Raw genomic sequence first — 20,988 nt, 5'->3', positions numbered from 1 at the left:
ATTTTAGCCCTTAACTTTTATATGTGGAAAAGGTTTACCGGACAGCAATAAAAAATAGTTTACAAACATCAGAAATATGGGAATAAAGGATATTGTCTTTTGAAGGTAAATAAATGACGCCTACGTTTACTTTCGGTTAAGACTTTAATTATTGTGACGTTTCAACTCTTGCGCTACGCAAGAAATACTGGCGTCACGAAAAATAATTTTCGGTTTACTTGGAAATGACAAACTTATTCATTACCTTTGCAAAGTAGTATATATCAACTACATCAATAACTTAGCTTAGTTGCTTTTTAGCAGTTACAATATATTACAATTATGGGAACAGACGCATAACTACATACCTTATTATACACCGATAATCATACATGAAATTGTGGGATTTTTTAAGGACATATATATCAAGTACATGTTCTTTCCTTGCATCACTTTGTTCTATACTTAGTATAATATTAATGCTTGTGAGCAATGAGACTTATACGCTTATTGCTTTAATTGTCTTATGCCTTGGGTTTATAATTTTAATATATGGAATCCTCAGAGGTATAAATAAAATCGTTTTAGATAATTCTTCAGAAGACTATCGTCGCATCTCCTCCTTCTGTATCTTTCAGTCACATGATGGGGTAAAATCTACGTTTGAATCTTTTCGAATGATACAATGTAAGCGTTTGTTTCTTACTGACATACCCTATAATTTCAAATGGACAGGAAGTATTCGCCCAAAGTTGTCATCTACATCGCAAATCATAGAAGACATTGTCTTTCATGATGATGAAAAGAAATGGGATGAAGCAAGGATAAAGTTCAAACATCCCCTTAAATACAATGAGAGTACAGTTATTCATATAAAGACTGAGAATGATGATCCTGACCATAAGGCACAGCCGTGGATTAGCTGTAAGTTAGACTCTCCTATAGATATGATGACTTTCCGCGTTCTGTTATCATACAAAGATGCAGACTTTAATAAGCCAGCAATACTTGAATACAAGGAACTGAATACGCAGATAGATGGTGACTATAAAGCCTTAGAAAGTGTTCCTTTTGATAAGGGAAACAAAATGTATTCTTATTGTTGTGCTAATCCGCAGCCTGGTCGTATATACAGACTAAGATGGGAGAGGTAAAGAATCATATTAGTAATCAAGGATATTAGAATAGATTCTGATTATTTGTAGGATTTCAAGCTAAAAGTTATTATCCTTTGGAAGATTGAAAAGACCATTCTTGTCCTCGATATTGAGTACATAGAATGGTCTTTTCTTATTGGATTATTTCAAATTATATAATCATTAGAATGATTATTACAATTTGTTGTGTCCCTTTTCTTTTTCCAATAACCAAACTTTTCGGGCTGTTCCTCCTGCATATCCTCCCAATTCTCCATTGCTTGCCACAACTCTATGGCAGGGAATGATGACCATTAATGGATTGTGGTGATTGGCATTACCCACAGCACGGGCGGCTTTGTTTCTGCCTATACGTCTTGCCAATTCAGCGTAAGAAAGCGTTTCTCCGTATGGGATTTGTCGCAAACCTTCCCATGCGAGTAGCTGAAAGGAAGTGCCATTTAATCGCATAGGGAGGTTAAAAGTCTTGCGCTTCTGAGTGAAATATTCTGTTAGCTGACGGCAAGCCTCAGTCAGTAACACGCTGTTTTGCTCCTTGTCTTCCGTCCACTTCGCTACCTTTTGTTCGTCAATCGTATCTTCCCATTGGCAATAAACGATAGCATCTTCTTCCTCGGCAAGTATTAAGTTGCCGAGGGGTGAGGGGTAACGACAGAAGTACATGGTTTATTCTTCTACAACCTCAGCGTCTTCGATATTATCTGTAACCAACTTGTCGCCTGTCACAACCTTTGCTTCTTCAGCCTTCTCGTAAGATTTGCGGACAAGATACATACGGATAATCAAGATGAATTCTAAGACGCCATAGTACATAAATGCCCATCCGAGAACTAATAATGGGAGTTGTGCAGTCTCTATTGGCTTACTAATCAACAGAATGGCTATCGCCAAGATGACTGTTGGGAAGAGCCACATATAGACCGGAACACGAGCGTACTGACGTGAACGAGCGAGGTTCATAAACTGATTGACAGCACCGAGAATCAGTAGTGCTGCAAGGATATAAACCACCCATGTGATGAACGTGTTGGGCATGACGGCAAGGATGATACCCAAAGCAATACTGCCGACACCCGCAATAGGGAAGGAAGGTGACTTGAGGTTTTCTTCTTCTTCTTGTCCTCCTTGCTGTTCAGACGTCGCTGTTTTCTTTGCTACTTTCTCCTTTTCAAAATAGTAAGCGATGCAAGAAACCAATCCAGAGAGTAGGAAGAGTATACCCACGGTGATGGTCATCCACGTCATAGTTTCCTCACGATATCTTACGAGGAGGAAACCTGTCACTAATACGATAATAGCCCTTATGGCTGATATTTGAAGTACTTTCATGGATGCAAAAATACAAAATAATCTCTATTCCAACGTTTTACTCCTTGATTTTTTATTATTTTTGCAATAAGAATTGATGAAGTTATGACATTATTATATCTTGTAAGGCATGGTGAGACGGTGGATAACGCCAATCATATTATGCAAGGACAAACACCGGGAGAACTGAATGAGCAGGGTATCAAGCAGGCTGAAGATCTTGCAGAACGTTTGAAAGATGAACCGATAGATGCCTTTGTTTCAAGTGATTTGCAGCGTAGTATTCATACCTGCGAACTGATTGCTGCCCCTCATGGGAAGGCTGTTACGACGACTCCCTTGCTTCGTGAACGTGACTGGGGTTCGTTTACAGGGAAGCATATTCCCAGTTTGGCAAATCTAAATGACCCTTCTTTATGGCCTGATGATATCGAAAGCTTAGATGCTTTGAAGGCTCGTGCCAAGGATTTCCTTACATGGTTGAAGGAAGAATATCCTGATAAGAAGGTGCTTGCCGTAGGACATGGTATCATCAATAAAGCCATTCAAAGCGTTTACTTTGATAAGCCGATGAATGAGCTGAAGCCAATGGGGAATGCTGAGGTTAGGATGCTTGAGCTAAACAAGTCGACGAGTGAACAAGTTGACGAGTGAACATGTTGACGAGTGAACATGTTGCTTGTGGGCATTCATTGATAGAAGTCAGTAAGTTATTCTGTCTTTTCTTGTTTCATTTTCTCTTTTCTCTTTTTTATATCATTTTGGTTGTTTTTTATAAAAAATGTTTTAAACCTTTCATATAGTAAAAAATATTTTATATCTTTGCAAGTGTGTTTTGTAGAAATAGACTCTGTTTAAGTTACAACAGTATAACTAATAATCCAAAAAATGAAGTATGCTTTAATAACAGGTGCGTCACGTGGAATAGGACGCTCTGTAGCCTTGCTTTTAGCAGAACGGTACTCTATTATTATCAATTATCAGTCTAATGCAGAAGCTGCTCAAGCAGTAAAACAGGAAATAGAGACCAAAGGCGGACATGTGGAACTTCTTCCTTTCGATGTTTCTGATCCGAAGGCGATAGAGGCAGCCATTGACACATGGGAAGCATCTCATCCTGACGAGTTTATTTCTGTATTGGTAAACAATGCTGGTATTCGTCGTGATAATGTTATGTTTATGATGTCAGACGAAGACTGGCATAGCGTTCTTGACACGAATATGAATGGATTTTTCTATATCACCCGCAGGCTTCTCAAGCACATGATGCCACGTAAGCGTGGTGGACGAATCATCAATATGGCCTCATTGTCAGGTTTGAAAGGTTTGCCAGGGCAAGTAAATTATAGTGCAGCAAAAGCTGCTCTGATAGGTGCCACGAAAGCTTTGGCACAGGAAGTGGCTGCTCGTAAGATTACGGTGAATGCTGTTGCACCTGGTTTTATTCAGACCGATATGACTAAGGAACTGCCTGAGGACGAATTGAAGAAACTTGTCCCCGTCGGTCGTTTTGGAACACCAGAAGAAGTTGCAGCTGTCGTGGCTTTCCTTGCCTCTGATGCTGCAGCATACATCACAGGTGAGGTTATCAATGTGAACGGAGGCTTGTACACCTAACACTGTGGCAATCTCAGTTTCCTTTAGCAAGGAAGCGTTTTTGAAGAGACTTTTACCTTTTTCCTGTCAGGACAATCCTGAAGGTTTCATTATATATTGAGAACACGTAAATTAGAAATATATCCTTTCCTACTGATAGGTCACCATTTGATAGTGATAAAGGAAGGTTTGATAATAATTAACAAATGGAAAGAAGAGTAGTTATCACTGGAATGGGAATCTGGTCATGTCTTGGTACTGACCTTGCGACCGTAAAGGCTTCATTATATACGGGAAAGTCGGGTATTGGTATTCAACCCGAGCGTCTTACCTATGGCTATCGCTCAGCGCTGACCGGAATTGTTGAGCAACCTGTTATCACAAAAAAGATGCTTGATAGGCACACACGTGCTTGTATGTCAGAGGAAGCTCGTTATGCTTATATGTCGAGTTTGCAAGCCTTTGCGCAGGCAGAAATCTCTGATGAGTATCTCCTTGCGAATGAGGTAGGATGTATCTTTGGTAATGACTCCTCTGCCCAACCCGTTATTGAGTCATCAAAGATTATGGACGAGAAGCACGATTCAGCCATGTTAGGCTATGGTCTCATCTTCCAGTCGATGAACTCAACAGTGAACATGAACCTCAGTACCATCTTTCACCTGCGTGGAGTGAATTTCACGGTCAGCTCAGCTTGTGCCAGTGGCAGTCATTCTATTGGCTTAGGTTTTATGATGATTAAGCAAGGGTTGCAGGATTTGGTGCTCTGTGGTGGTGCGCAGGAGACAAACTACTATTCTATGGCATCGTTTGATGCACTCGGAGCATTCTCTGCCCGTATGGATGAACCTACCAAGGCGAGTCGCCCATTTGACCGAGATCGGGATGGGCTGATACCGAGTGGTGGTGCAGCTTCATTGGTATTAGAAGACTATGAGCATGCCAAGGCACGTGGTGCGAATATCCTTGCAGAGGTTGTGGGTTATGGTTTCTCAAGCAATGGCGGTGGAATCAGTCAGCCTTCTGACGCTGGCAGTGAGATTGCCATGGGGCGTGCGCTGGCAGCAGCTGGGATGACAGCCGACGATATTGACTATATCAATGCCCATGCAACCAGTACCCATCAGGGCGATATGTATGAGGCAATAGCCCTAAATTGTATGTTTGAGGGTAAGCATGCCCTAATCTCATCCACCAAGAGCATGACAGGTCATGAGTGTTGGATGGCAGGAGCGTCAGAAGCAGTGTATAGCATTCTTATGCTGCAAAATAATTTTGTCGCACCGAATATCAACTTTGAGAATCCAGATGAATACTCTAAAAAACTTAATCTTGCAACGACGACCATAGAGACCGAGCTTGATACTGTCTTAAGTAACTCGTTTGGTTTCGGTGGAACAAACTCCGCTTTAGTCATCAAGAAATACAAAGAATAACCGAAAATATTGTTAAACCTTATAATATGTTGGATATGAAAAAAGACTTCAACGGATTCATAATCCTTATGTTGGCACTTTTATATAGTGTTGTTATCAAGGCACAGCGTGATGAAAGTTATGGTTGGGAACAGGCACCACGTTACAGAGGTTTCATTGGTGAGAGCTATGTCTTTGGCACTGGCGACGACAGCGAGAACAGAAGTTATGTCTATACTTCGCATGGTATGGAGCTTGCACCAGGCTTCTATTTAGGAGGTGGTGTTGGTGCAGCCTATTGGTGGGAAATGGAAGAATGGAATGTACCAGTCTTTGTAGATGCAAGATTAGAGTTCCATAAGTCTTTGCGTAAGAATTTCTCACCTTATGTTGCGACAAAGGTAGGATATAGCTTTGGTGATATTAACGGTCTTTATATTGCTCCTCAGATAGGTTGCCATTTCTATTTCGGTCATAGCAAGTTCGGTATCAGTACCGCCCTTGGCTATACTTATCAAGGTCGACATTTAGATTATGGTCTGTTAGACAAATCCTCTAACGTTGGAGGAGTGGAGCTTTCTGTGGGCTTAGACATTTAAACAATTTCTTAATTCAATATTAACTAATAATAAACTATTATGAAAAGAGTATTATTGCTACTATCGTTTGTGATGTGTTGCGTGGCAACGTTGTTTGCTAAGGCCGATGTGACATTAAAGAGTGGATCACTTTCCAAGCTCAAGAGTTCAAATGCAAAGGTTTATGTTGTATGGGATTATAGCCATGCCACATTAGAAGGACAGGACGTGAAGGCTTTCTTGAAAGAGAAAGGACCAGATTGGACACGTGACTACAAGTCAGAGATTGCGCGTTCAGAGCAAAACTTCATGGAACGTTTCAATGAAAAGACGAAGAGTGTTAGAATTACGGATAAGAAAAGTGAAGCCGATTACACCATCGTCATTGAGGTGAAGGATTTCCATTATGGAAGCACAGGCGTATCCGTTCTCATTGGTTTTGGTGCTGGTGATGCCCACATGCACGCCCTGATGACTTTCTATGAGAAGAATGTAAAGCAACCATTTGCTGTCATTGATGTCGATGGCGTTGCCGGAGCTGGTTATGGTAATGAGAAACGTCGTGTAGAGACCTACCGTGAATTGGCAGAACAAGTAGTTAAATTGATTAAAAAGGCTAAGTAGAATGATATGTCTCTCTTGTTTTAAAACAAGAGAGACTGCTTTGAGAGCGAACATATACTTTACATAACAGGAGAAAGAAGATAAAACAACAAGAGAGTTAGAATGAAACTATTTCAATCAGAAAGTGACAGATACACGCAGGAACAGCTGACAGCACGAGAGGCACAGCGCCTTGCCGAGTATATAGCATGGGGACCAGTAATCTTTCAGGTATCTCGTCTTATGGTGAAATGGGGCATACTGGATACGTTGCGAGATAGCTTGGAAGGATTGACCTTAGAGGAGCTTAAGAAGCAGACCGCGCTCTCAACGTATGCACTGAAGATACTGCTTGAAGCATCGCTGAGTATAGGAACAGTGCTCATTAATAAGGAAAACGACCGTTATACGATATCTAAGACAGGCTGGTTCCTGCTTAATGACCCAGCGACACGTGTGAACATAGACTTCAATCACGATGTCAACTATCGTGGAATGTTCTATCTTGATGAGGCACTTAAGGAAGGTAAGCCAGCTGGACTGAAGACACTTGGCGACTGGCCTACCATTTATGAAGGTCTGTCAAAGCTCGATAAGCAGGTACAGGATAGCTGGTTTGGCTTTGATCACTTCTATAGTGACCACTCTTTTGATAAGGCCTTAAAGATTGTCTTTGCCAAGCATCCTAAGCATCTGATGGATGTCGGTGGTAATACGGGTCGTTTTGCATTACGTTGTGTAGCGTATGATTCTGAGGTTAAAGTCACAATCGTCGACCTTCCAGGACAGATTGGAATGATGCAAAAGAACATCGCAGGGAAAGATGGAACCAGCCGCATAGGAGGCTTCCCGACGAATATCCTCGATAGGGATAACAAGCTGCCAGAAGGACATTGGGATGCCATCTGGATGAGTCAGTTCCTCGACTGTTTCTCAGAAGAAGAAATCTTTAGTATTCTTGTTCGTGTCTCTAAGGTGATGACGGCAGAAACGAGCTTATATATCATGGAGACCTTCTGGGACAGACAGAAGTATGAGCCAGCCTCTCTCTGTTTGACGATGACAAGTGTCTATTTCACGGTAATGGCCAATGGTAACAGTAAGATGTATCACTCTGACGATATGTTCAAACAGATAGATCGAGCAGGGTTGAAGGTTGTTGCGACGCATGACGAGATAGGACAGGGACATACAATATTAGAAGTAAAACTGAAATAATTTATTAAGTAAAGCAAATAATGGAAAGAAAAGAAATTGAAGAGAAAGTAAGAAACTTCCTCATCGAGGATTTGGAAATTGAAGAAGATAACATTGCACCAGACGCAAAGTTAAAGGACGACCTTGGTATTGACAGTTTGGACTTTGTAGATATCGTTGTTATTGTAGAAAAGAATTTCGGCTTTAAGATTAAGCCAGAGGAGATGAAAGGTGTAGTAACCTTGTCACAGTTCTGCGATTATATAGAAAGTAAGGTTGGCTAATACAACGTTTGGCAGTGGCTGGATGCATAGATGGCTGATAGCATCGTTGCGTTGGATGGACGTGAGATTACTCTATGCGTTCACAACGCTCTTTGTTATCCCTATCTGTCTGTTGCTGAATACCAACCATAGTCGAACAACAGCTTACCGTTATTTTCGTCATCGTCAAGGTTTTGGACGCCTGCGTGCAGCATGGAGTACTTATCTTAATCACTGTTTGTTCAGTCAGATAGTAATCGACCGCTTCGCAGTTTTTGCTGGTAAGCAATTCAACATTGAGATAGAAGGTTACGAATCTTTCGAACAGTTAGAAGCAGAAACAAAGGGATTTATGATCTTCAGTTCCCATATCGGCTGCTATGAGGTAGCTGGTTATTCGCTGATCTCAAAGACGAAGCGATTCAATGCCTTGGTCTTTGGTGGTGAGAAAGCCACGGTGACGAAGGGGAGACAGAAAGTGTTGGTGCATAATAATATCCGTATGATTCCTGTTTTGGAGGATATGAGTCATCTCTTTTTGGTTAATGAAGCACTTGACAACAACGAAATTGTGAGTATGCCAGCCGATAGAGTCATTGGCTCTGCGAAGTCGATAACCCATGAGCTCTTAGGTGCTGAGGTCCGTTTCCCAGCTGGTCCTATCTCCGTTGCAACATTGAAAGAGCAGGATGTCCTTGCTGTCAACGTAATGAAGGTATCGGCCAAATGCTATAAGGTATATGTGAAACGACTCAGTTACGACAAGCAGGCTTCACGTAAAGAGCAGATGCAGCAGTTAACTGACAGTTATGTGAAAGAGCTCGAGCGTAAGGTTCGCCAGTATCCTTTACAGTGGTTTAATTTCTATGACTTCTGGACATAATATGACAAACAATATGGTGAATTCTGAGGAAGAGAACTTTTCTGAAGAGAGGTTACGTAAAATAGATGTGCATGAGTTGTTACCACAGCAAGAGCCTTTTATTATGATAGGCTCGCTCGTACATTTCGATAAGCTATTGATAATTACGGAAATGGAAGTGAGAGAGAGCAATATCTTCGTGGATGACGGATATTTCTCACCTTCAGGACTGATGGAAAATATAGCACAGACGTGTGCTGCCCGTATCGGTTTTGTCAATAAATATATTCTTAAGAAAGGTGTTCAGTTAGGCTTTATTGGGGCTGTGCGCAACTTTGAAGTTATCGAACGACCTCGGGTAGGAGACATGATAACGACACGTGTGGAAATAAGAGAGGAAGTCTTCGGAATGACCTTGGTTGACGCAGTTGTCACTTGTGGCGAGAAAGTTTTGGTAAAATCAGAGATGAAGATCTCTGTCAGAGAGCAGAATGCTTAAGCAGAATAACAAAAAGCTATATAGAGAATGAAAGAATTGAAAGCGTCAAAGAAGTTTGCGATCCGCTTCAGTGAGGTTGATTCTATGAACGTGGTTTGGCATGGCTCTTACCCTCTTTACTTTGAAGACGCCCGAGAGGCGTTCGGTGAAAAGTATGGATTGGAGTATATGGGCTTCTTTGCTCACGGCTATTATGCACCATTGGTTGACCTTTCCTTTCATTATAAGAAGCCAATCAAATATGGGATGACACCGCGAATAGATATTATCTATCGTCCTACCGAGGCAGCCAAGATTGTCTTCGATTATGAGATTCATGACATAGAAGATGATAGTCTGATAGCCACAGGAAGTTCCGTACAGGTGTTTATGGACCTTGATTACCAATTGGTATGGGATAATCCTCCTTTCTATCAGCAATGGAAAGAGCGTTGGGGACAGGTAGAAGGTTGATTATTCGTAGTGAAAGAATCTAAAGAAAGAAAGATGGTTTATGTTTTAGCTGATAATATTATATCTCCCTTAGGGACGACGTCTGAAGAGAACTATCAGGCCGTAAAGGCTGGTAACTCAGCGATTCGTCGCTATGCTCCCATGACGGATGGGGTACCAGAGGGGTTTATGGCTTCCTTGTTGTTATCAGACTTTGAGGAGTTAGTATTCAGTTCTGTAAACAAGGCCATTCGTGCATCAGGTCTTGATGCAACGGATAAGCGTATGGTATTCATCCTCAGTTCGACCAAAGGTGCAGTAGAGGAGCTCGGCAAGACAGAGGAGCATAATTTATATCTTGGAGAAACAGCACAGCACATTGCAACTCGCTTGGGTTTCAGAACACGTCCTATTGTTGTGTGCAATGCTTGTATATCGGGTTCAGCAGCAATGATTTTGGCCGCTCGTTTATTAGAGTTGGGAAAGTATGACTATGCAGTTGTCTGTGGTGCTGATACGCCAAGTAAATTTATTATATCTGGTTTTCAGTCGTTGAATGCTATGTCGTTTGAGGCTTGCCGCCCTTTCGATATAGAGAGACAAGGACTGAATTTAGGTGAGGCTGCTGCTACCGTCGTGCTCAGTCGTAAATGTCCTAACCCGTCAGCGAGTACGCCTCAGAAACATATATGGCAACTTGGAGAGGGATATATAAAGAATGATGCATTCCACATCAGTGCACCATCTAAGACGGCAGAAGGCTTATCAGATGCCTTGCGACAGACGATGGCAGGAATCAATAAGGATGAACTTGCCTTTATCAATGCCCATGGAACAGCTACCCTCTTTAATGACCAGATGGAATCAGTAGCCCTTCAGCATACAGAGCTCATAGATGTTCTGGTTAATGCCTTGAAAGGATATATAGGACATACGCTTGGAGCAGCAGGAATCTTTGAGACAATTCTCTGTATGAAGTCTGTCGACGACCATATCATCTTGGGGACGAGAGGGTATGAGGAGTTAGGCGTGTCAGGCAGGGTAAGGATGAGTTCTAAGCATTGTCAGACTGATAAGACGGCATTCGTCAAGATGTTGTCTGGCTTTGGAGGGTGCAATGCTACGCTCTATGCAGCCTCAGTTGAGAAACCGCTTGAGGAAGGATGTGAGTCAAAGGAGGAAGCGCTCCGAAGCACTCCGAAGGTTATGCCTTACCGTGTTTATATCAATCCAGAGGGAGCGTGGTTAAATAGTAAACCCATTTTGAGCAATAACGAACAAGAGGGAAAAAGCTTGCTGACGACGCTCTATAAACAGATGATCGGTGATTATCCAAAGTATTATAAGATGGATGGACTTTGCCGTTTGGGTTTTGTTGCGTCAGAATTGTTGTTGCAAGCAGAGAAAGCAGTATCAGAAGGAGATGAGAAGTTGGATAGTAAACGAGCAATCATGCTCTTTAATCACACTTCTTCTATCGCTTCTGACAAACGTTATTTAGCATCAATAGCCGATAAAGATAATTATTTCCCAAGTCCTTCTGTCTTTGTCTATACGCTGCCGAATATCGTTACAGGAGAGATTGCCATTCGCAATGGTTACCATGGTGAGACATCTTTCTATATTCTGACGCAGAGAGACGAGCAACAGATGAAGGACATCATAGAGACTGCTTTTATCGACAAGCAAACGAAGAGTTTGTTAACAGGATGGCTCGACTACAAAGATAGTGAGCATTTTGAAGCAGACTTATACATAGTCAGTTCCAATTAAGGAATAATAAAGTAAACAAAAGATTCAATCGTAATAAAATAAACATTACAATGGAAGAGTTAATTAAAGAGCTAAAAGAAGAGATCATTAAGGCATTAAATCTTGAAGAGATGACCCCAGAGGATATTGATGAGCATGAAGCACTCTTCGGTGACGGCTTGGGTTTAGATTCAATTGATGCTTTAGAGTTGATAGTTCTCTTAGAGAAGAAATACGGTATTAAACTGGATAATCCAGCAGAAGGCAAAAAGATTTTCACAAACGTGGTTGCCATTGCTGATTATGTCAGTAAGAATAGAAAGAAGTAAGGCTACGCCTTTTATATAATGCGTGGTAAGATGAATATAGCAGTAACAGGAGAAGGGATAGTCTCTGCCATTGGCTTGAACAAACAGGAGGTCTTAGCGTCTCTGCTTAAGAAGCAAAGTGGTATTGGTATGATGAAGTATCTCCAATCAAATCATCATGAGTTGGTTGTGGGAGAGGTAGACTTGTCAAATGAACAGATGAAGGAGATGATTGGTATTCCTTCATCCCAGATGATGAGTCGTACGGCTTTGATGGGTATCATTGCCATTCAACAAGCCTTGGACAATGCTCATATCAATATTGCTGACGTCCTGTCACGGAAGGAGAAAGGCGAAGCGTTGCGTATAGTGCTCGTCTCTGGCACGACCGTAGGAGGTATGGATATTACAGAACTCTGCTTCAACGAGCTCAATGAGGATAGCGACTTAGCGTTCTTGCAGCATCATGATTGTGGGAGCAGCACAAATTTCATGGGCGAACACTTCGGAATCTTTACTGAAGCAACGACCCTGTCAACAGCATGTTCATCGGCAGCTAACGCAATTATCTTCGGTGCAAGACTACTGAAAAACGGTTATGCAGACATCGTTGTGGCTGGTGGAACAGAGTCGTTATCACGTTTCCATCTCAATGGTTTTAACTCATTGATGATTCTGGACCATCAACGTTGTCGTCCATTTGATGCTACGCGTGCAGGCTTGAACTTAGGAGAAGGGGCAGCCTACATCGTTCTGGAGTCTGAAGAGATGGCTTCAAAACGAGGTGTAAAACCCCATGTTTACCTTACGGGATATGGTAATGCCTGTGATGCCTTCCATCAGACAGCATCCTCTGAAGATGGTGAAGGAGCTTATCTTGCTATGAAGGAAGCCTTAGTGATGGCGCATGTCAGCCCCAAAGAGATACAATACGTTAATGCGCATGGTACTGGGACACCCAATAACGATCAGAGTGAGAGCGTTTCTTTGCAGCGCCTTTTCGGTGCTCATATGCCATTAGTGTCAAGTACAAAATCCTTCACAGGACATACTACAAGTGCGTCTGGAAGTATTGAGGCCGTCATCTGTATCTTGGCAATACAACACCATTTCGTACCTACCAATCTTGGTTGGGAGCATCAGATGGAGAAAGGGATTACGCCAACACTTGGCGTTGAGCATATTACGTTAGCGCATGTTCTCTGTAATTCATTCGGCTTTGGTGGTAATGATTCAGCCTTGTTGTTCTCTCTTCATCCTACAAATAACGATGCTACTGAGGCTTCTCATGATGAGAAAGAGGTTATAATACGCTCACGTGTAGAGATAACTACTGTGGAAGAACTCGGTGGCATCCGTAAGTATGTCAAGCCTTTAGAGGCTCGTCGGATGGGAAAAATTATAAAGAGTTCACTCCTCTCTTCTATGGAAGCCTTGGCAGCGGCTGGTATTGAAAAGCCTGATGCAATCATCACAGGAACGATGTATGGCTGCCTGGAATACAGTGAGCTATTATTGAATCAGATGAAGGATGAAGGTGAGTCGATGTTGAAACCAACCTATTTTATGCAGAGTACGCATAATACCATTGGTAGCAATATTGCCATTAAGACACAATGTCATGGATATAACGTTACCTATACGCAGGGGAAGGACTCACTTTCGTGGGCAGTTCGTGACGCAGAGATGCTCATAAAAGAAGGGAAAGCAAGGACAGTACTTGTAGGCTGTCATGATGAGAGTACACATCTTTTCAATTCTCTCTTGAAGCGTGATGGAGCTGAAGAGTTTCCTTTCATTCATTCAATAGCGATGGTATTGTCATGTGGAGAGTAGTCCTTCTATCCGTTATACAGAGTACGCTTTTAGCCGGCGGACAAGTCTTTCTGAAGTTTGCCCTTCAAAAGATGTTGCCTTTTGGGTGGACACGCCAGTTCTGGGGGAGCCTGCTTCTTAATTGGCAGTTTGCTTGTAGCGGTTTATTCTTCGGCTCAAGTTCTATTCTATGGATGTATATTGTCAAGCACTATACCTTGAGCGTTGCTTATCCGATGATCAGCTTAAGCTATGTGTTTGGACTCTTGGCCGCAATCCTCTTTTTCCATGAGTCAGTGTCCGTATTGAAGTGGTGTGGAGTGATACTTATCATAGTTGGTTGTTGTATGATAGCAAAATAAAAACAGAAGAAATATGAAAAAATTATTATTAGTATGCTTCGCTTTGTGTGTTGTGACATTGACTGTTTCAGCGCAGGGCGACAATGAGGCAGAGATAAGACATCAGATAGAGTCTGCAGCAGTAAGTATGAAGACGATGCAGTGTGATTTCGTACAAACGAAATATCTTCGCATGCTCAATGACAAGATGGTGTCTACTGGTAAGATGTATTATCAGCAGAGTGATAAGCTGCGTTGGGAGTATACCTCACCTTATACTTATGCCTTTGTCTTGAACGGTTCAAAGGTTCTTATCAGTAAGGGAAGTCGCAGCGACGTCATCAATGTCAACCAGAGTAAGTTTTTTAAGGAAATAGCTCGTATCATGATGAACAGTGTTGTGGGGAAGGCGCTCAATGACAAACGTGATTTCAAGGTAAGCATTTCGGCTACCTCATCAGAGTATGTCGCAACACTCATTCCGCAGCAGAAACAGCTGCAGCAAATGTTCCAGAAGATTATTCTTCATTTCAATCGACAACAGGCGATGGTTGCCAAGGTAGAGCTTATTGAGAAGCGTGGTGACCGTACGGTTATTGAGATGAAGCATGTGAAAGTAAACAGCCCTATTAATGCAAAGACATTTATTGTTAATTAGTTTTCTCCTGTTTTTCATCTTTGCCGCCACGGTGAAGGCGGATAACGTAGGAACTGTCGATCAACTTCCTTTGCAAGACAGCATAGATAGCAAGACAAGGTATGCCACAACAATAGAGATATCAAAGGGTTATCTCAGTGGGATTTCTGTACTGGTAAGGGAGGCGGATGTCTATCGTGGTGTCTTGTTCAATGAGTTCGGTATAACCGCACTTGAATTCACTTATGACCCCCAGAAGAAGAAAATAAAGTTGGAACAGGTCATTGCCATGCTTGACAAGTGGTATATCCGTCGCGTCTTGAGAAACGACTTACGATGCGTTATGGAGAATCTGATGCGTGGAATTTCTACTTATAAGGATGAGAAATACCATATCAGCTATAAGTTCTCGAGGATAGAGGATAAGACTGGAGGAAACACAATAGAAGGAGAAGCAGATGGAACTGAAGAATAATCTATATATGATAGTCAGTAAAGAGGGAGTTGGTTTAATGGTCAGTTACACCATTAAACTAATCCCCTCTTGTGTTATATACCAAGCCCACTTCCCTGGTGAACCCATCACTCCGGGCGTTTGTATCGTTCAGATGGCTAAGGAACTCATAGAAGAGTTGCTGACGGAACAGACTGCCGTCGCTCATCATTTAGAGATAACGAAGGTGAAGAATGTTAAATTTCTCTCTATTATCTCGCCGAAAGAGCATCAGCAGATTACCTATCAGATAAAGAAACTTGAACAGTCAGAAGCGGAAAAAACCATTGAAGCACAGGTGGTTGTTCTCTATGAAGAAAAGGCAATGGCGAAGATCTCTCTAATTATGCATGTCGGATGATGAACGAAGAGCTGAAAAAGACGTTAAGAAGCAGGCATATTTGTGTTGTCATTCCGACTTATAACAATGATAAGACAATCAAGGCAGTGGTGGAGAAAAGTCTTCTCTACTGTGATGATGTCATTGTTGTTGCCGATGGTTGTACGGATGATACGATGGATATACTGCACGATATCGACAAAATCACCCTCGTTTCATATCCCCAGAATAAGGGGAAGGGGTACGCTTTGAAAGTAGGTTTTAGGAAGGCTTTAGACAAAGGGTTCTCTTATGCGATCACCCTTGATGGTGACGGACAGCATTATCCAGAAAACATTCCACTTTTCCTGAAGGCAAATCAAAAGCATCCACACGCATTGATTGTCGGTAGCCGACAGTTAGATGGCGTGTGCCGTTCTAAAGGAAGTTCGTTCGCTAATAAGTTCTCAAACTTCTGGTTTTATGTACAAACAGGTAAAGCGTTGGACGATACGCAGACAGGTTATCGCCTTTATCCCTTACACAAACTGTATGGCCTGTTTTTTCTGACCTCTCGTTATGAGGCAGAGTTAGAGCTCCTTGTCTTCGCTTCTTGGCATGGCGTTAAGATTGTTCCTATCTCAGTACAGGTCTATTATCCTCCTCGTGAGGAGCGTGTGAGCCATTTCCGTCCCACAAAAGACTTTGTTCGTATCAGCGTTTTGAATACGGTTCTCTGTTTCTTAGCGATTGTTTATGGGCTACCTCTTCGTTTATGGCGTTTCTTTACGTCATGCTTACAGACTGTTTATTCCTTGTTGTTCTTCCTCTTTTTTACCTTAGTTGTCTTTACTCCGTTTGTATGGATATATACGAAGGTCGGCAAGATGACCGAGAAGAAGCGGTATCGTCTACATCAACTCATTTACTTCGCCTCACGATTTGTGATGATACACCATGGCATTCCAGGGACAAAGTTTCTATCGAAGGTAGCAGAAGGAGTCGATTTCAACAAGCCCCGCATCATTATCTGTAACCATCAGTCGCACCTTGATTTGATGTGTCAATTGGTGTTTACGCCGAAGATAATCTTCCTTACGAAAGCTTGGGTATGGAACAATCCCTTCTATGGTTCACTCATCCGCAACGCTGAGTATCTACCAGTCAAAGAAGGAATAGAGAGTATTATGCCCCATCTCCGCTCATTAATCGACCGAGGTTACAGTATAGCAGTCTATCCAGAAGGCACACGCTCTAAGGATTGCAAGATTGGACGGTTCCATCAGGGTGCCTTCTACATCGCAAAAGAGTTTGGATTAGAAATTCTTCCGGTGTATCTCTATGGTCCAGGGAAGATACTTCCCAAGACGGGTTACCATTTGCATAAGGGGACATTCTTTATAGAGGTAGATAAGCCTTTGACGCAGAAAGAGCTCTCGGCGATGGGCGACCTGAAGCAACAGGCTTCTACGATGCGTCAACATTATAAAGAGAAGTATGAAGAGATAGTAAATAAAATGGAACAATGACAAAGCAGAAGAAAGTTATCATTATCGGCAGCGGATTGGGTGGACTGTCAACAGGAGCTATTCTCGCAAAAAATGGATATGATGTTTCCGTGTTGGAACAGAACAATCAGGCTGGAGGATGCCTGCAGTGTTTCACGCGTCGAGGTGCTAAATTCGAGACAGGTATGCACTTTATTGGTAGCGCTGCACCAGGACAGACATTGTACAAGCTGATGAGATACTTGGAGATTGACAAGGAAGTGACGCTTTCCCAGCTTAACACCGATGGCTATGATGTCGTCGTGTTGGAGGGCAAGCGATATGAGTTTGCCAACGGTAGAGCGGCTTTCATAGAGAAGATGAGTGGCTATTTCCCAGATCAAAAAGCCTATCTTGAGAAGTATTGCGACCTCATCGAAGAGATTGCTAATGCATCCTCGCTCCATTCTCTTAAGTATGCGGAGTCTGACACAGCCCTAAATATGGAGTATCAATTGCGCTCCATCAGTGATGTGATTGATGAGGTAATCACCGACCCTGTATTAGCAGAGGTACTGGTTGGCAATCTCCCGCTTTATGCAGCTGAAAAAGACAAAACTCCCTTCTCAACACATGCCTTTATAATGGACTTCTATAACCAAAGTTCTTATCGTATCAAAGGGGGGAGTGATAAGATAGCAATAGCTTTGATTCATACCATTAACCGATATGGTGGAGAGGTGCTGACACGGAAAAAGGTAACGAAGATAGTCTGTGATGATACCCATGCTGTTGGTGTGGAGGTAAACGGCGACACGTTGATGCCTTGTGATATTATCATATCTGACGCCCATCCGATACGAACACTGGAACTCTTGGATACGAAACTTATCCGTCCTGCTTTCAGAAAACGCATCAATAACATTCCGCAAACGGTTGGCGGCTTCTCTGTCTATCTACACTTCAAGGAAAATACGGTACCTTATCTCAACTATAATTATTATGGTTATCAAGGGACAAGCCCGTGGAACTGCGAGCATTACACAGAAGAAGATTGGCCGAAAGGTTTCCTCTATATGCACTTTTGTCCTGAAAACGACTCACAATATGCCTCAACAGGCGTCATTCTCTCCTATATGCAGATGTCGGAAGTAGAACAGTGGAAGGGAACAAAGATAGGCAGACGAGGTAAGGACTACGAAGAATTTAAGAAGAGAAAGGCTGAGAAAATGTTGGATGTGTTGGAACAACATTTCCCTAATATACGTTCACAAATCCAAGCCTATTACACCTCTACCCCACTTACCTACCTTGATTATACGGGTACAGAAGGTGGCTCAATGTACGGTAATGTTCGTAACATTCATTTAGGAAGTGCTTGTAGAGTACCACAGAGGACGAAGGTTCCCAATCTCTATCTTACTGGACAGAATGTTAATTCACATGGTATGTTAGGCGTATTAGTAGGTGCTATCGTCACCTGTAGCGAGCTGTTGACAGCAAAGAAGATATATGAACAGATAAAGGAGGCCAACAAATGAAGACAGCAGTGATTATAGGTGGAGGCTTAGGCGGACTGTTTACAGGGGGGGTCTTAGCAAAGGAAGGCTTTAAAGTAACGGTCCTTGAGAAGAATGTGACGGCAGGTGGTGGTCTTCAGACCTTCAACCGCTTTGGTAAGACGTATGATACTGGCATGCACGTCATTGGTGGTATGCAGCCAGGTGGTAACATCTATCGCATCTGTCAGTACTTGGGGATTATTGATAAGGTGGAGTTGGTGAACGTTGATGATGACTGTACAGACAGATTGTATTTCGCTGAAGACAAGGCAACTTACCGTATCAAAAAAGGAAAGGAAGGTTTTGTAAGTTCGCTTTCTGCGTATTTCCCTAATCAGCGTGAAGCATTGCAAGCCTATGCGGACGCCATCTATCGGATGACAGACGATATCAAGCTCTTCCATCTTCAGCCGTCTACCGAGATGTTTCCTATCCATTCGGAAGAGTTCACTATAGCGGCAGACTCCTTTATAGCAAAGTATATTCAAGACCCAAAGCTACGCAGTGTCGTGGCTTATATGAATCCACTCTATGGTGGAAGGAGTGACGAAACACCAGCTTATATCCATGCTATCATCAGTCGACTTTATATGCAGGGAGCAAGTCGCTTTGCAGGAGGTAGCGACAAGTTCACTGACCTTTTGACTTCTGTCATAGAATCAGCTGGCGGCGAGGTACATACTAATGAAGGCGTTGAGTGGGTAGAAATCAACAACCGACACGTTGATTACGTGCGGACAAAGAAAGGCAATACCTATCAGGCAGACTACTATATCTCAGCAATACATCCTTGTTCTTTGCTGAGGTTAATGCCTGAAAATAGCTTCCCAAAAGCCTATCGAACGAGGCTTAACAGTATTCCGAATAGTTATTCTGCTTTCTCGGTTTATATCAAGTTGAAGCCTTGTACCTTCCCTTACATCAATTATTCGGAGTATTTTATGAAGAGATACGTCGATGTTTGGAACTTCGGTCAGCATAACAAGGTTTGGCCGTTAGGATTCCTCTTTATGACACCTCCCAATGAGCAGCAGGGCGAATATGCAGACAAGGCGTTAGTTACAATCCCGATGCTTTATGACGAAGTTGCGAAGTGGGAAGAGACAGAAGTGGGAAAGCGTGGCACAGATTACGAAGCATGGAAGGAGGAGAAAGCTCGTGACCTGTTGGCACTCATTGAAGAGTTGCATCCAGGATTCAGTGCCTGTGTTGATAAGATCAATACAGCGTCACCCTTGACAATCCGTGACTATTATGGTAGTAAGGAGGGTTCTATGTTCGGATTTAGTAAAGACTATAAGAATATAGCCTTATCACAGGTACCTGTGGTGACGAAAGTTGACAATCTTCTATTGACAGGTCAGAACAACGGACTGCCAGGATTTTGTGGCGTTCCGCTTACAGCTATCAATACTGTTGAAGCTATCTTGGGACAAAATTATATCTTGAACAGAATAAATGAATGTGTGAAATGAGTAAAAAACGTTACCTGCTATTGTTCTGTTTGAGTCTATCCTGCTTGTTTGTCATGGCGCAGCAGAAGTCAGCCCACATCAACATATGGGAGGGGACAAAGGTAAGGAAGACTGTTCAGCTGACGCCTTATCTGGCAGCAGGGAAACAGAATGTCGCTGTTATCGTCTGCCCTGGTGGTAGTTACCTGTGGCACGACATGCAAAATGAAGGTAAGGCTGTAGCTCAATGGTTGCAGCAGAACGGAATATCAGCCTTTGTCTTGCGCTATCGAACAGCTGGAGTGGGGGCTTTCCTCTTCCCTTATCGGTATGTTTTTAGAGGTGTTCGCTATCCCGATGCCTTAAACGACCTCCAACAGGCGATGCGTTATGTCAAGGCGTACGCCGAAGACTACGGCATTGATACAGCGCGGGTGGCTGCAATGGGCTTCTCTGCTGGTGGCCATTTAGTGATGTCGGCCGCCGAATTGCTACCAAAGGCAGAACGCCCTTATTTCATGGTACCCATCTATCCTGTTGTTACTATGGTCGAGTCCTGTGTACATAAGCGTTCACGCAGGGCACTCTTGGGCGACAGTCGGATGAAGAATAGAGCTCTTCGTGATCTTCTTTCCCTTGAACGGCACGTCCCAACGGACTGTCCTCCCGTATTCCTCGTCAACTGTAAGGATGACCCTATCGTGAAGTATCAGAATTCAGAGTTACTTGATTCAGCCCTGACAAGCCAGAAGGCTCCTCATCGTTACATTCAATATCAGACGGGTGGACATGGTTTCGGAGCTTCAGAGCGTAAAGGTACGGCTGAGTGTCGGCAATGGAAAAAGGAGTTTCTGTCCTGGTTTCACAAACTCGAGGATACCCCTTGAAAATAGACGTAAGCTCACGAAAAAAGCAATCAAACCTTACGTGT

At 42.7% G+C, this 20,988-nt stretch carries 24 protein-coding genes; 22 read left to right on the top strand and 2 right to left on the bottom strand.

Features of this window, described 5'->3' with window-relative positions:
• Positions 1 to 656 precede the first annotated feature (656 nt).
• The gene (locus HMPREF1505_RS03125) at positions 657 to 1,133 is read left to right on the top strand and encodes a hypothetical protein (RefSeq protein ID WP_155948906.1); all 477 of its coding nucleotides are present in this window, start codon (positions 657 to 659) and stop codon (positions 1,131 to 1,133) included.
• Between the two features lie 177 nt (positions 1,134 to 1,310).
• On the opposite strand, the gene HMPREF1505_RS03120 is transcribed toward HMPREF1505_RS03125, so the two are convergent.
• Positions 1,311 to 1,799, bottom strand: coding sequence for a methylated-DNA--[protein]-cysteine S-methyltransferase (locus tag HMPREF1505_RS03120; protein WP_036922369.1), 489 nt, complete (start codon positions 1,797 to 1,799; stop codon positions 1,311 to 1,313).
• 3 nt (positions 1,800 to 1,802) lie between these two features.
• A complete protein-coding gene (locus HMPREF1505_RS03115; protein ID WP_036922367.1) occupies positions 1,803 to 2,465 on the bottom strand; it encodes a DUF308 domain-containing protein in 663 nt (220 codons plus the stop codon).
• 84 nt (positions 2,466 to 2,549) lie between these two features.
• Between HMPREF1505_RS03115 and HMPREF1505_RS03110 the strand changes: the two genes are divergently transcribed.
• From HMPREF1505_RS03110 to HMPREF1505_RS03010, 21 genes are all read left to right on the top strand, one after another.
• A complete protein-coding gene (locus tag HMPREF1505_RS03110) occupies positions 2,550 to 3,098 on the top strand; it encodes a histidine phosphatase family protein (protein ID WP_036922365.1) in 549 nt (182 codons plus the stop codon).
• A 234-nt stretch (positions 3,099 to 3,332) separates the two neighbouring features.
• Positions 3,333 to 4,061, top strand: coding sequence for a 3-oxoacyl-ACP reductase FabG (fabG, locus tag HMPREF1505_RS03105; protein ID WP_036922364.1), 729 nt, complete (start codon positions 3,333 to 3,335; stop codon positions 4,059 to 4,061).
• A gap of 185 nt (positions 4,062 to 4,246) precedes the next feature.
• Entirely contained in the window at positions 4,247 to 5,476 is a 1,230-nt protein-coding gene (locus HMPREF1505_RS03100) for a beta-ketoacyl synthase (protein ID WP_036922362.1), read from the top strand.
• A 35-nt stretch (positions 5,477 to 5,511) separates the two neighbouring features.
• Positions 5,512 to 6,054, top strand: a complete 543-nt coding sequence (locus HMPREF1505_RS03095) for a hypothetical protein (RefSeq protein WP_036922380.1) — start codon at positions 5,512 to 5,514, stop codon at positions 6,052 to 6,054.
• A gap of 39 nt (positions 6,055 to 6,093) precedes the next feature.
• Positions 6,094 to 6,657 carry a hypothetical protein gene (locus HMPREF1505_RS03090; protein WP_036922360.1) on the top strand — a complete coding sequence of 188 codons (564 nt, stop codon included), beginning with the start codon at positions 6,094 to 6,096 and terminating at the stop codon, positions 6,655 to 6,657.
• Between the two features lie 102 nt (positions 6,658 to 6,759).
• A complete protein-coding gene (locus HMPREF1505_RS03085) occupies positions 6,760 to 7,854 on the top strand; it encodes a methyltransferase (protein WP_036922358.1) in 1,095 nt (364 codons plus the stop codon).
• 20 nt (positions 7,855 to 7,874) lie between these two features.
• Positions 7,875 to 8,117, top strand: a complete 243-nt coding sequence (locus HMPREF1505_RS03080; protein ID WP_021671897.1) for an acyl carrier protein — start codon at positions 7,875 to 7,877, stop codon at positions 8,115 to 8,117.
• A 22-nt stretch (positions 8,118 to 8,139) separates the two neighbouring features.
• Complete coding sequence (locus HMPREF1505_RS03075; protein WP_036922379.1) at positions 8,140 to 8,979, top strand: lipid A biosynthesis acyltransferase; 840 nt, start codon at positions 8,140 to 8,142, stop codon at positions 8,977 to 8,979.
• Between the two features lie 13 nt (positions 8,980 to 8,992).
• Positions 8,993 to 9,457 (top strand): pseudouridylate synthase, encoded by a 465-nt coding sequence (locus HMPREF1505_RS03070; protein WP_036922377.1) that lies wholly within the window; start codon positions 8,993 to 8,995, stop codon positions 9,455 to 9,457.
• Between the two features lie 27 nt (positions 9,458 to 9,484).
• Entirely contained in the window at positions 9,485 to 9,910 is a 426-nt protein-coding gene (locus tag HMPREF1505_RS03065) for a thioesterase family protein (RefSeq protein WP_036922356.1), read from the top strand.
• Positions 9,911 to 9,943: 33 nt separating this feature from the next.
• A complete protein-coding gene (locus HMPREF1505_RS03060; protein WP_036922354.1) occupies positions 9,944 to 11,662 on the top strand; it encodes a beta-ketoacyl synthase N-terminal-like domain-containing protein in 1,719 nt (572 codons plus the stop codon).
• Positions 11,663 to 11,700: 38 nt separating this feature from the next.
• Positions 11,701 to 11,970, top strand: coding sequence for a phosphopantetheine-binding protein (locus HMPREF1505_RS03055; protein WP_255326820.1), 270 nt, complete (start codon positions 11,701 to 11,703; stop codon positions 11,968 to 11,970).
• A gap of 30 nt (positions 11,971 to 12,000) precedes the next feature.
• A complete protein-coding gene (locus tag HMPREF1505_RS03050; RefSeq protein ID WP_036922375.1) occupies positions 12,001 to 13,785 on the top strand; it encodes a beta-ketoacyl-[acyl-carrier-protein] synthase family protein in 1,785 nt (594 codons plus the stop codon).
• Positions 13,773 to 14,126 (top strand): EamA family transporter, encoded by a 354-nt coding sequence (locus HMPREF1505_RS03045; RefSeq protein ID WP_036922351.1) that lies wholly within the window; start codon positions 13,773 to 13,775, stop codon positions 14,124 to 14,126. The genes HMPREF1505_RS03050 and HMPREF1505_RS03045 overlap by 13 nt, the downstream gene beginning before the upstream one ends.
• A gap of 13 nt (positions 14,127 to 14,139) precedes the next feature.
• Complete coding sequence (locus HMPREF1505_RS03040) at positions 14,140 to 14,763, top strand: outer membrane lipoprotein carrier protein LolA (protein WP_036922349.1); 624 nt, start codon at positions 14,140 to 14,142, stop codon at positions 14,761 to 14,763.
• Complete coding sequence (locus HMPREF1505_RS03035) at positions 14,738 to 15,217, top strand: hypothetical protein (protein ID WP_036922347.1); 480 nt, start codon at positions 14,738 to 14,740, stop codon at positions 15,215 to 15,217. The genes HMPREF1505_RS03040 and HMPREF1505_RS03035 overlap by 26 nt, the downstream gene beginning before the upstream one ends.
• The gene (locus HMPREF1505_RS03030) at positions 15,201 to 15,596 is read left to right on the top strand and encodes a hydroxymyristoyl-ACP dehydratase (RefSeq protein ID WP_036922344.1); all 396 of its coding nucleotides are present in this window, start codon (positions 15,201 to 15,203) and stop codon (positions 15,594 to 15,596) included. Before HMPREF1505_RS03035 ends, HMPREF1505_RS03030 begins: the two co-directional genes overlap by 17 nt.
• Positions 15,593 to 17,083 (top strand): glycosyltransferase, encoded by a 1,491-nt coding sequence (locus HMPREF1505_RS03025; protein WP_036922342.1) that lies wholly within the window; start codon positions 15,593 to 15,595, stop codon positions 17,081 to 17,083. The genes HMPREF1505_RS03030 and HMPREF1505_RS03025 overlap by 4 nt, the downstream gene beginning before the upstream one ends.
• Positions 17,080 to 18,582, top strand: coding sequence for an NAD(P)/FAD-dependent oxidoreductase (locus HMPREF1505_RS03020; RefSeq protein WP_036922341.1), 1,503 nt, complete (start codon positions 17,080 to 17,082; stop codon positions 18,580 to 18,582). The genes HMPREF1505_RS03025 and HMPREF1505_RS03020 overlap by 4 nt, the downstream gene beginning before the upstream one ends.
• Positions 18,579 to 20,078: an NAD(P)/FAD-dependent oxidoreductase gene (locus tag HMPREF1505_RS03015; protein WP_036922339.1), complete on the top strand. Its 1,500-nt coding sequence runs from the start codon at positions 18,579 to 18,581 to the stop codon at positions 20,076 to 20,078. Before HMPREF1505_RS03020 ends, HMPREF1505_RS03015 begins: the two co-directional genes overlap by 4 nt.
• Complete coding sequence (locus tag HMPREF1505_RS03010) at positions 20,075 to 20,944, top strand: alpha/beta hydrolase (RefSeq protein ID WP_036922337.1); 870 nt, start codon at positions 20,075 to 20,077, stop codon at positions 20,942 to 20,944. The genes HMPREF1505_RS03015 and HMPREF1505_RS03010 overlap by 4 nt, the downstream gene beginning before the upstream one ends.
• The last annotated feature ends 44 nt before the right edge of the window (positions 20,945 to 20,988 follow it).

The sequence above is a fragment of the Prevotella sp. ICM33 genome, from assembly GCF_000517825.1.
Taxonomy (GTDB): Bacteria; Bacteroidota; Bacteroidia; order Bacteroidales; family Bacteroidaceae; genus Prevotella; species Prevotella melaninogenica.
This window is presented reverse-complemented; position numbering and strand designations above follow the sequence as displayed.

Excerpts from the sequence above, each read along its gene's own strand:
- HMPREF1505_RS03020 (WP_036922341.1), top strand. The coding sequence starts at position 17,080 with ATGACAAAGCAGAAGAAAGTTATCATTATCGGCAGCGGATTGGGTGGA.
- HMPREF1505_RS03035 (WP_036922347.1), top strand. The coding sequence starts at position 14,738 with ATGCAAAGACATTTATTGTTAATTAGTTTTCTCCTGTTTTTCATCTTT.
- HMPREF1505_RS03090 (WP_036922360.1), top strand. The coding sequence starts at position 6,094 with ATGAAAAGAGTATTATTGCTACTATCGTTTGTGATGTGTTGCGTGGCA.
- HMPREF1505_RS03095 (WP_036922380.1), top strand. The coding sequence starts at position 5,512 with ATGAAAAAAGACTTCAACGGATTCATAATCCTTATGTTGGCACTTTTA.
- HMPREF1505_RS03045 (WP_036922351.1), top strand. The coding sequence starts at position 13,773 with ATGTGGAGAGTAGTCCTTCTATCCGTTATACAGAGTACGCTTTTAGCC.
- HMPREF1505_RS03100 (WP_036922362.1), top strand. The coding sequence starts at position 4,247 with ATGGAAAGAAGAGTAGTTATCACTGGAATGGGAATCTGGTCATGTCTT.
- HMPREF1505_RS03070 (WP_036922377.1), top strand. The coding sequence starts at position 8,993 with ATGGTGAATTCTGAGGAAGAGAACTTTTCTGAAGAGAGGTTACGTAAA.
- HMPREF1505_RS03010 (WP_036922337.1), top strand. The coding sequence starts at position 20,075 with ATGAGTAAAAAACGTTACCTGCTATTGTTCTGTTTGAGTCTATCCTGC.
- HMPREF1505_RS03080 (WP_021671897.1), top strand. The coding sequence starts at position 7,875 with ATGGAAAGAAAAGAAATTGAAGAGAAAGTAAGAAACTTCCTCATCGAG.
- HMPREF1505_RS03060 (WP_036922354.1), top strand. The coding sequence starts at position 9,944 with ATGGTTTATGTTTTAGCTGATAATATTATATCTCCCTTAGGGACGACG.
- HMPREF1505_RS03125 (WP_155948906.1), top strand. The coding sequence starts at position 657 with ATGATACAATGTAAGCGTTTGTTTCTTACTGACATACCCTATAATTTC.
- HMPREF1505_RS03040 (WP_036922349.1), top strand. The coding sequence starts at position 14,140 with ATGAAAAAATTATTATTAGTATGCTTCGCTTTGTGTGTTGTGACATTG.
- HMPREF1505_RS03115 (WP_036922367.1), bottom strand. The coding sequence starts at position 2,465 with ATGAAAGTACTTCAAATATCAGCCATAAGGGCTATTATCGTATTAGTG.
- HMPREF1505_RS03085 (WP_036922358.1), top strand. The coding sequence starts at position 6,760 with ATGAAACTATTTCAATCAGAAAGTGACAGATACACGCAGGAACAGCTG.
- fabG (WP_036922364.1), top strand. The coding sequence starts at position 3,333 with ATGAAGTATGCTTTAATAACAGGTGCGTCACGTGGAATAGGACGCTCT.
- HMPREF1505_RS03030 (WP_036922344.1), top strand. The coding sequence starts at position 15,201 with ATGGAACTGAAGAATAATCTATATATGATAGTCAGTAAAGAGGGAGTT.
- HMPREF1505_RS03120 (WP_036922369.1), bottom strand. The coding sequence starts at position 1,799 with ATGTACTTCTGTCGTTACCCCTCACCCCTCGGCAACTTAATACTTGCC.
- HMPREF1505_RS03015 (WP_036922339.1), top strand. The coding sequence starts at position 18,579 with ATGAAGACAGCAGTGATTATAGGTGGAGGCTTAGGCGGACTGTTTACA.
- HMPREF1505_RS03075 (WP_036922379.1), top strand. The coding sequence starts at position 8,140 with ATGCATAGATGGCTGATAGCATCGTTGCGTTGGATGGACGTGAGATTA.
- HMPREF1505_RS03065 (WP_036922356.1), top strand. The coding sequence starts at position 9,485 with ATGAAAGAATTGAAAGCGTCAAAGAAGTTTGCGATCCGCTTCAGTGAG.
- HMPREF1505_RS03025 (WP_036922342.1), top strand. The coding sequence starts at position 15,593 with ATGATGAACGAAGAGCTGAAAAAGACGTTAAGAAGCAGGCATATTTGT.
- HMPREF1505_RS03110 (WP_036922365.1), top strand. The coding sequence starts at position 2,550 with ATGACATTATTATATCTTGTAAGGCATGGTGAGACGGTGGATAACGCC.
- HMPREF1505_RS03050 (WP_036922375.1), top strand. The coding sequence starts at position 12,001 with ATGAATATAGCAGTAACAGGAGAAGGGATAGTCTCTGCCATTGGCTTG.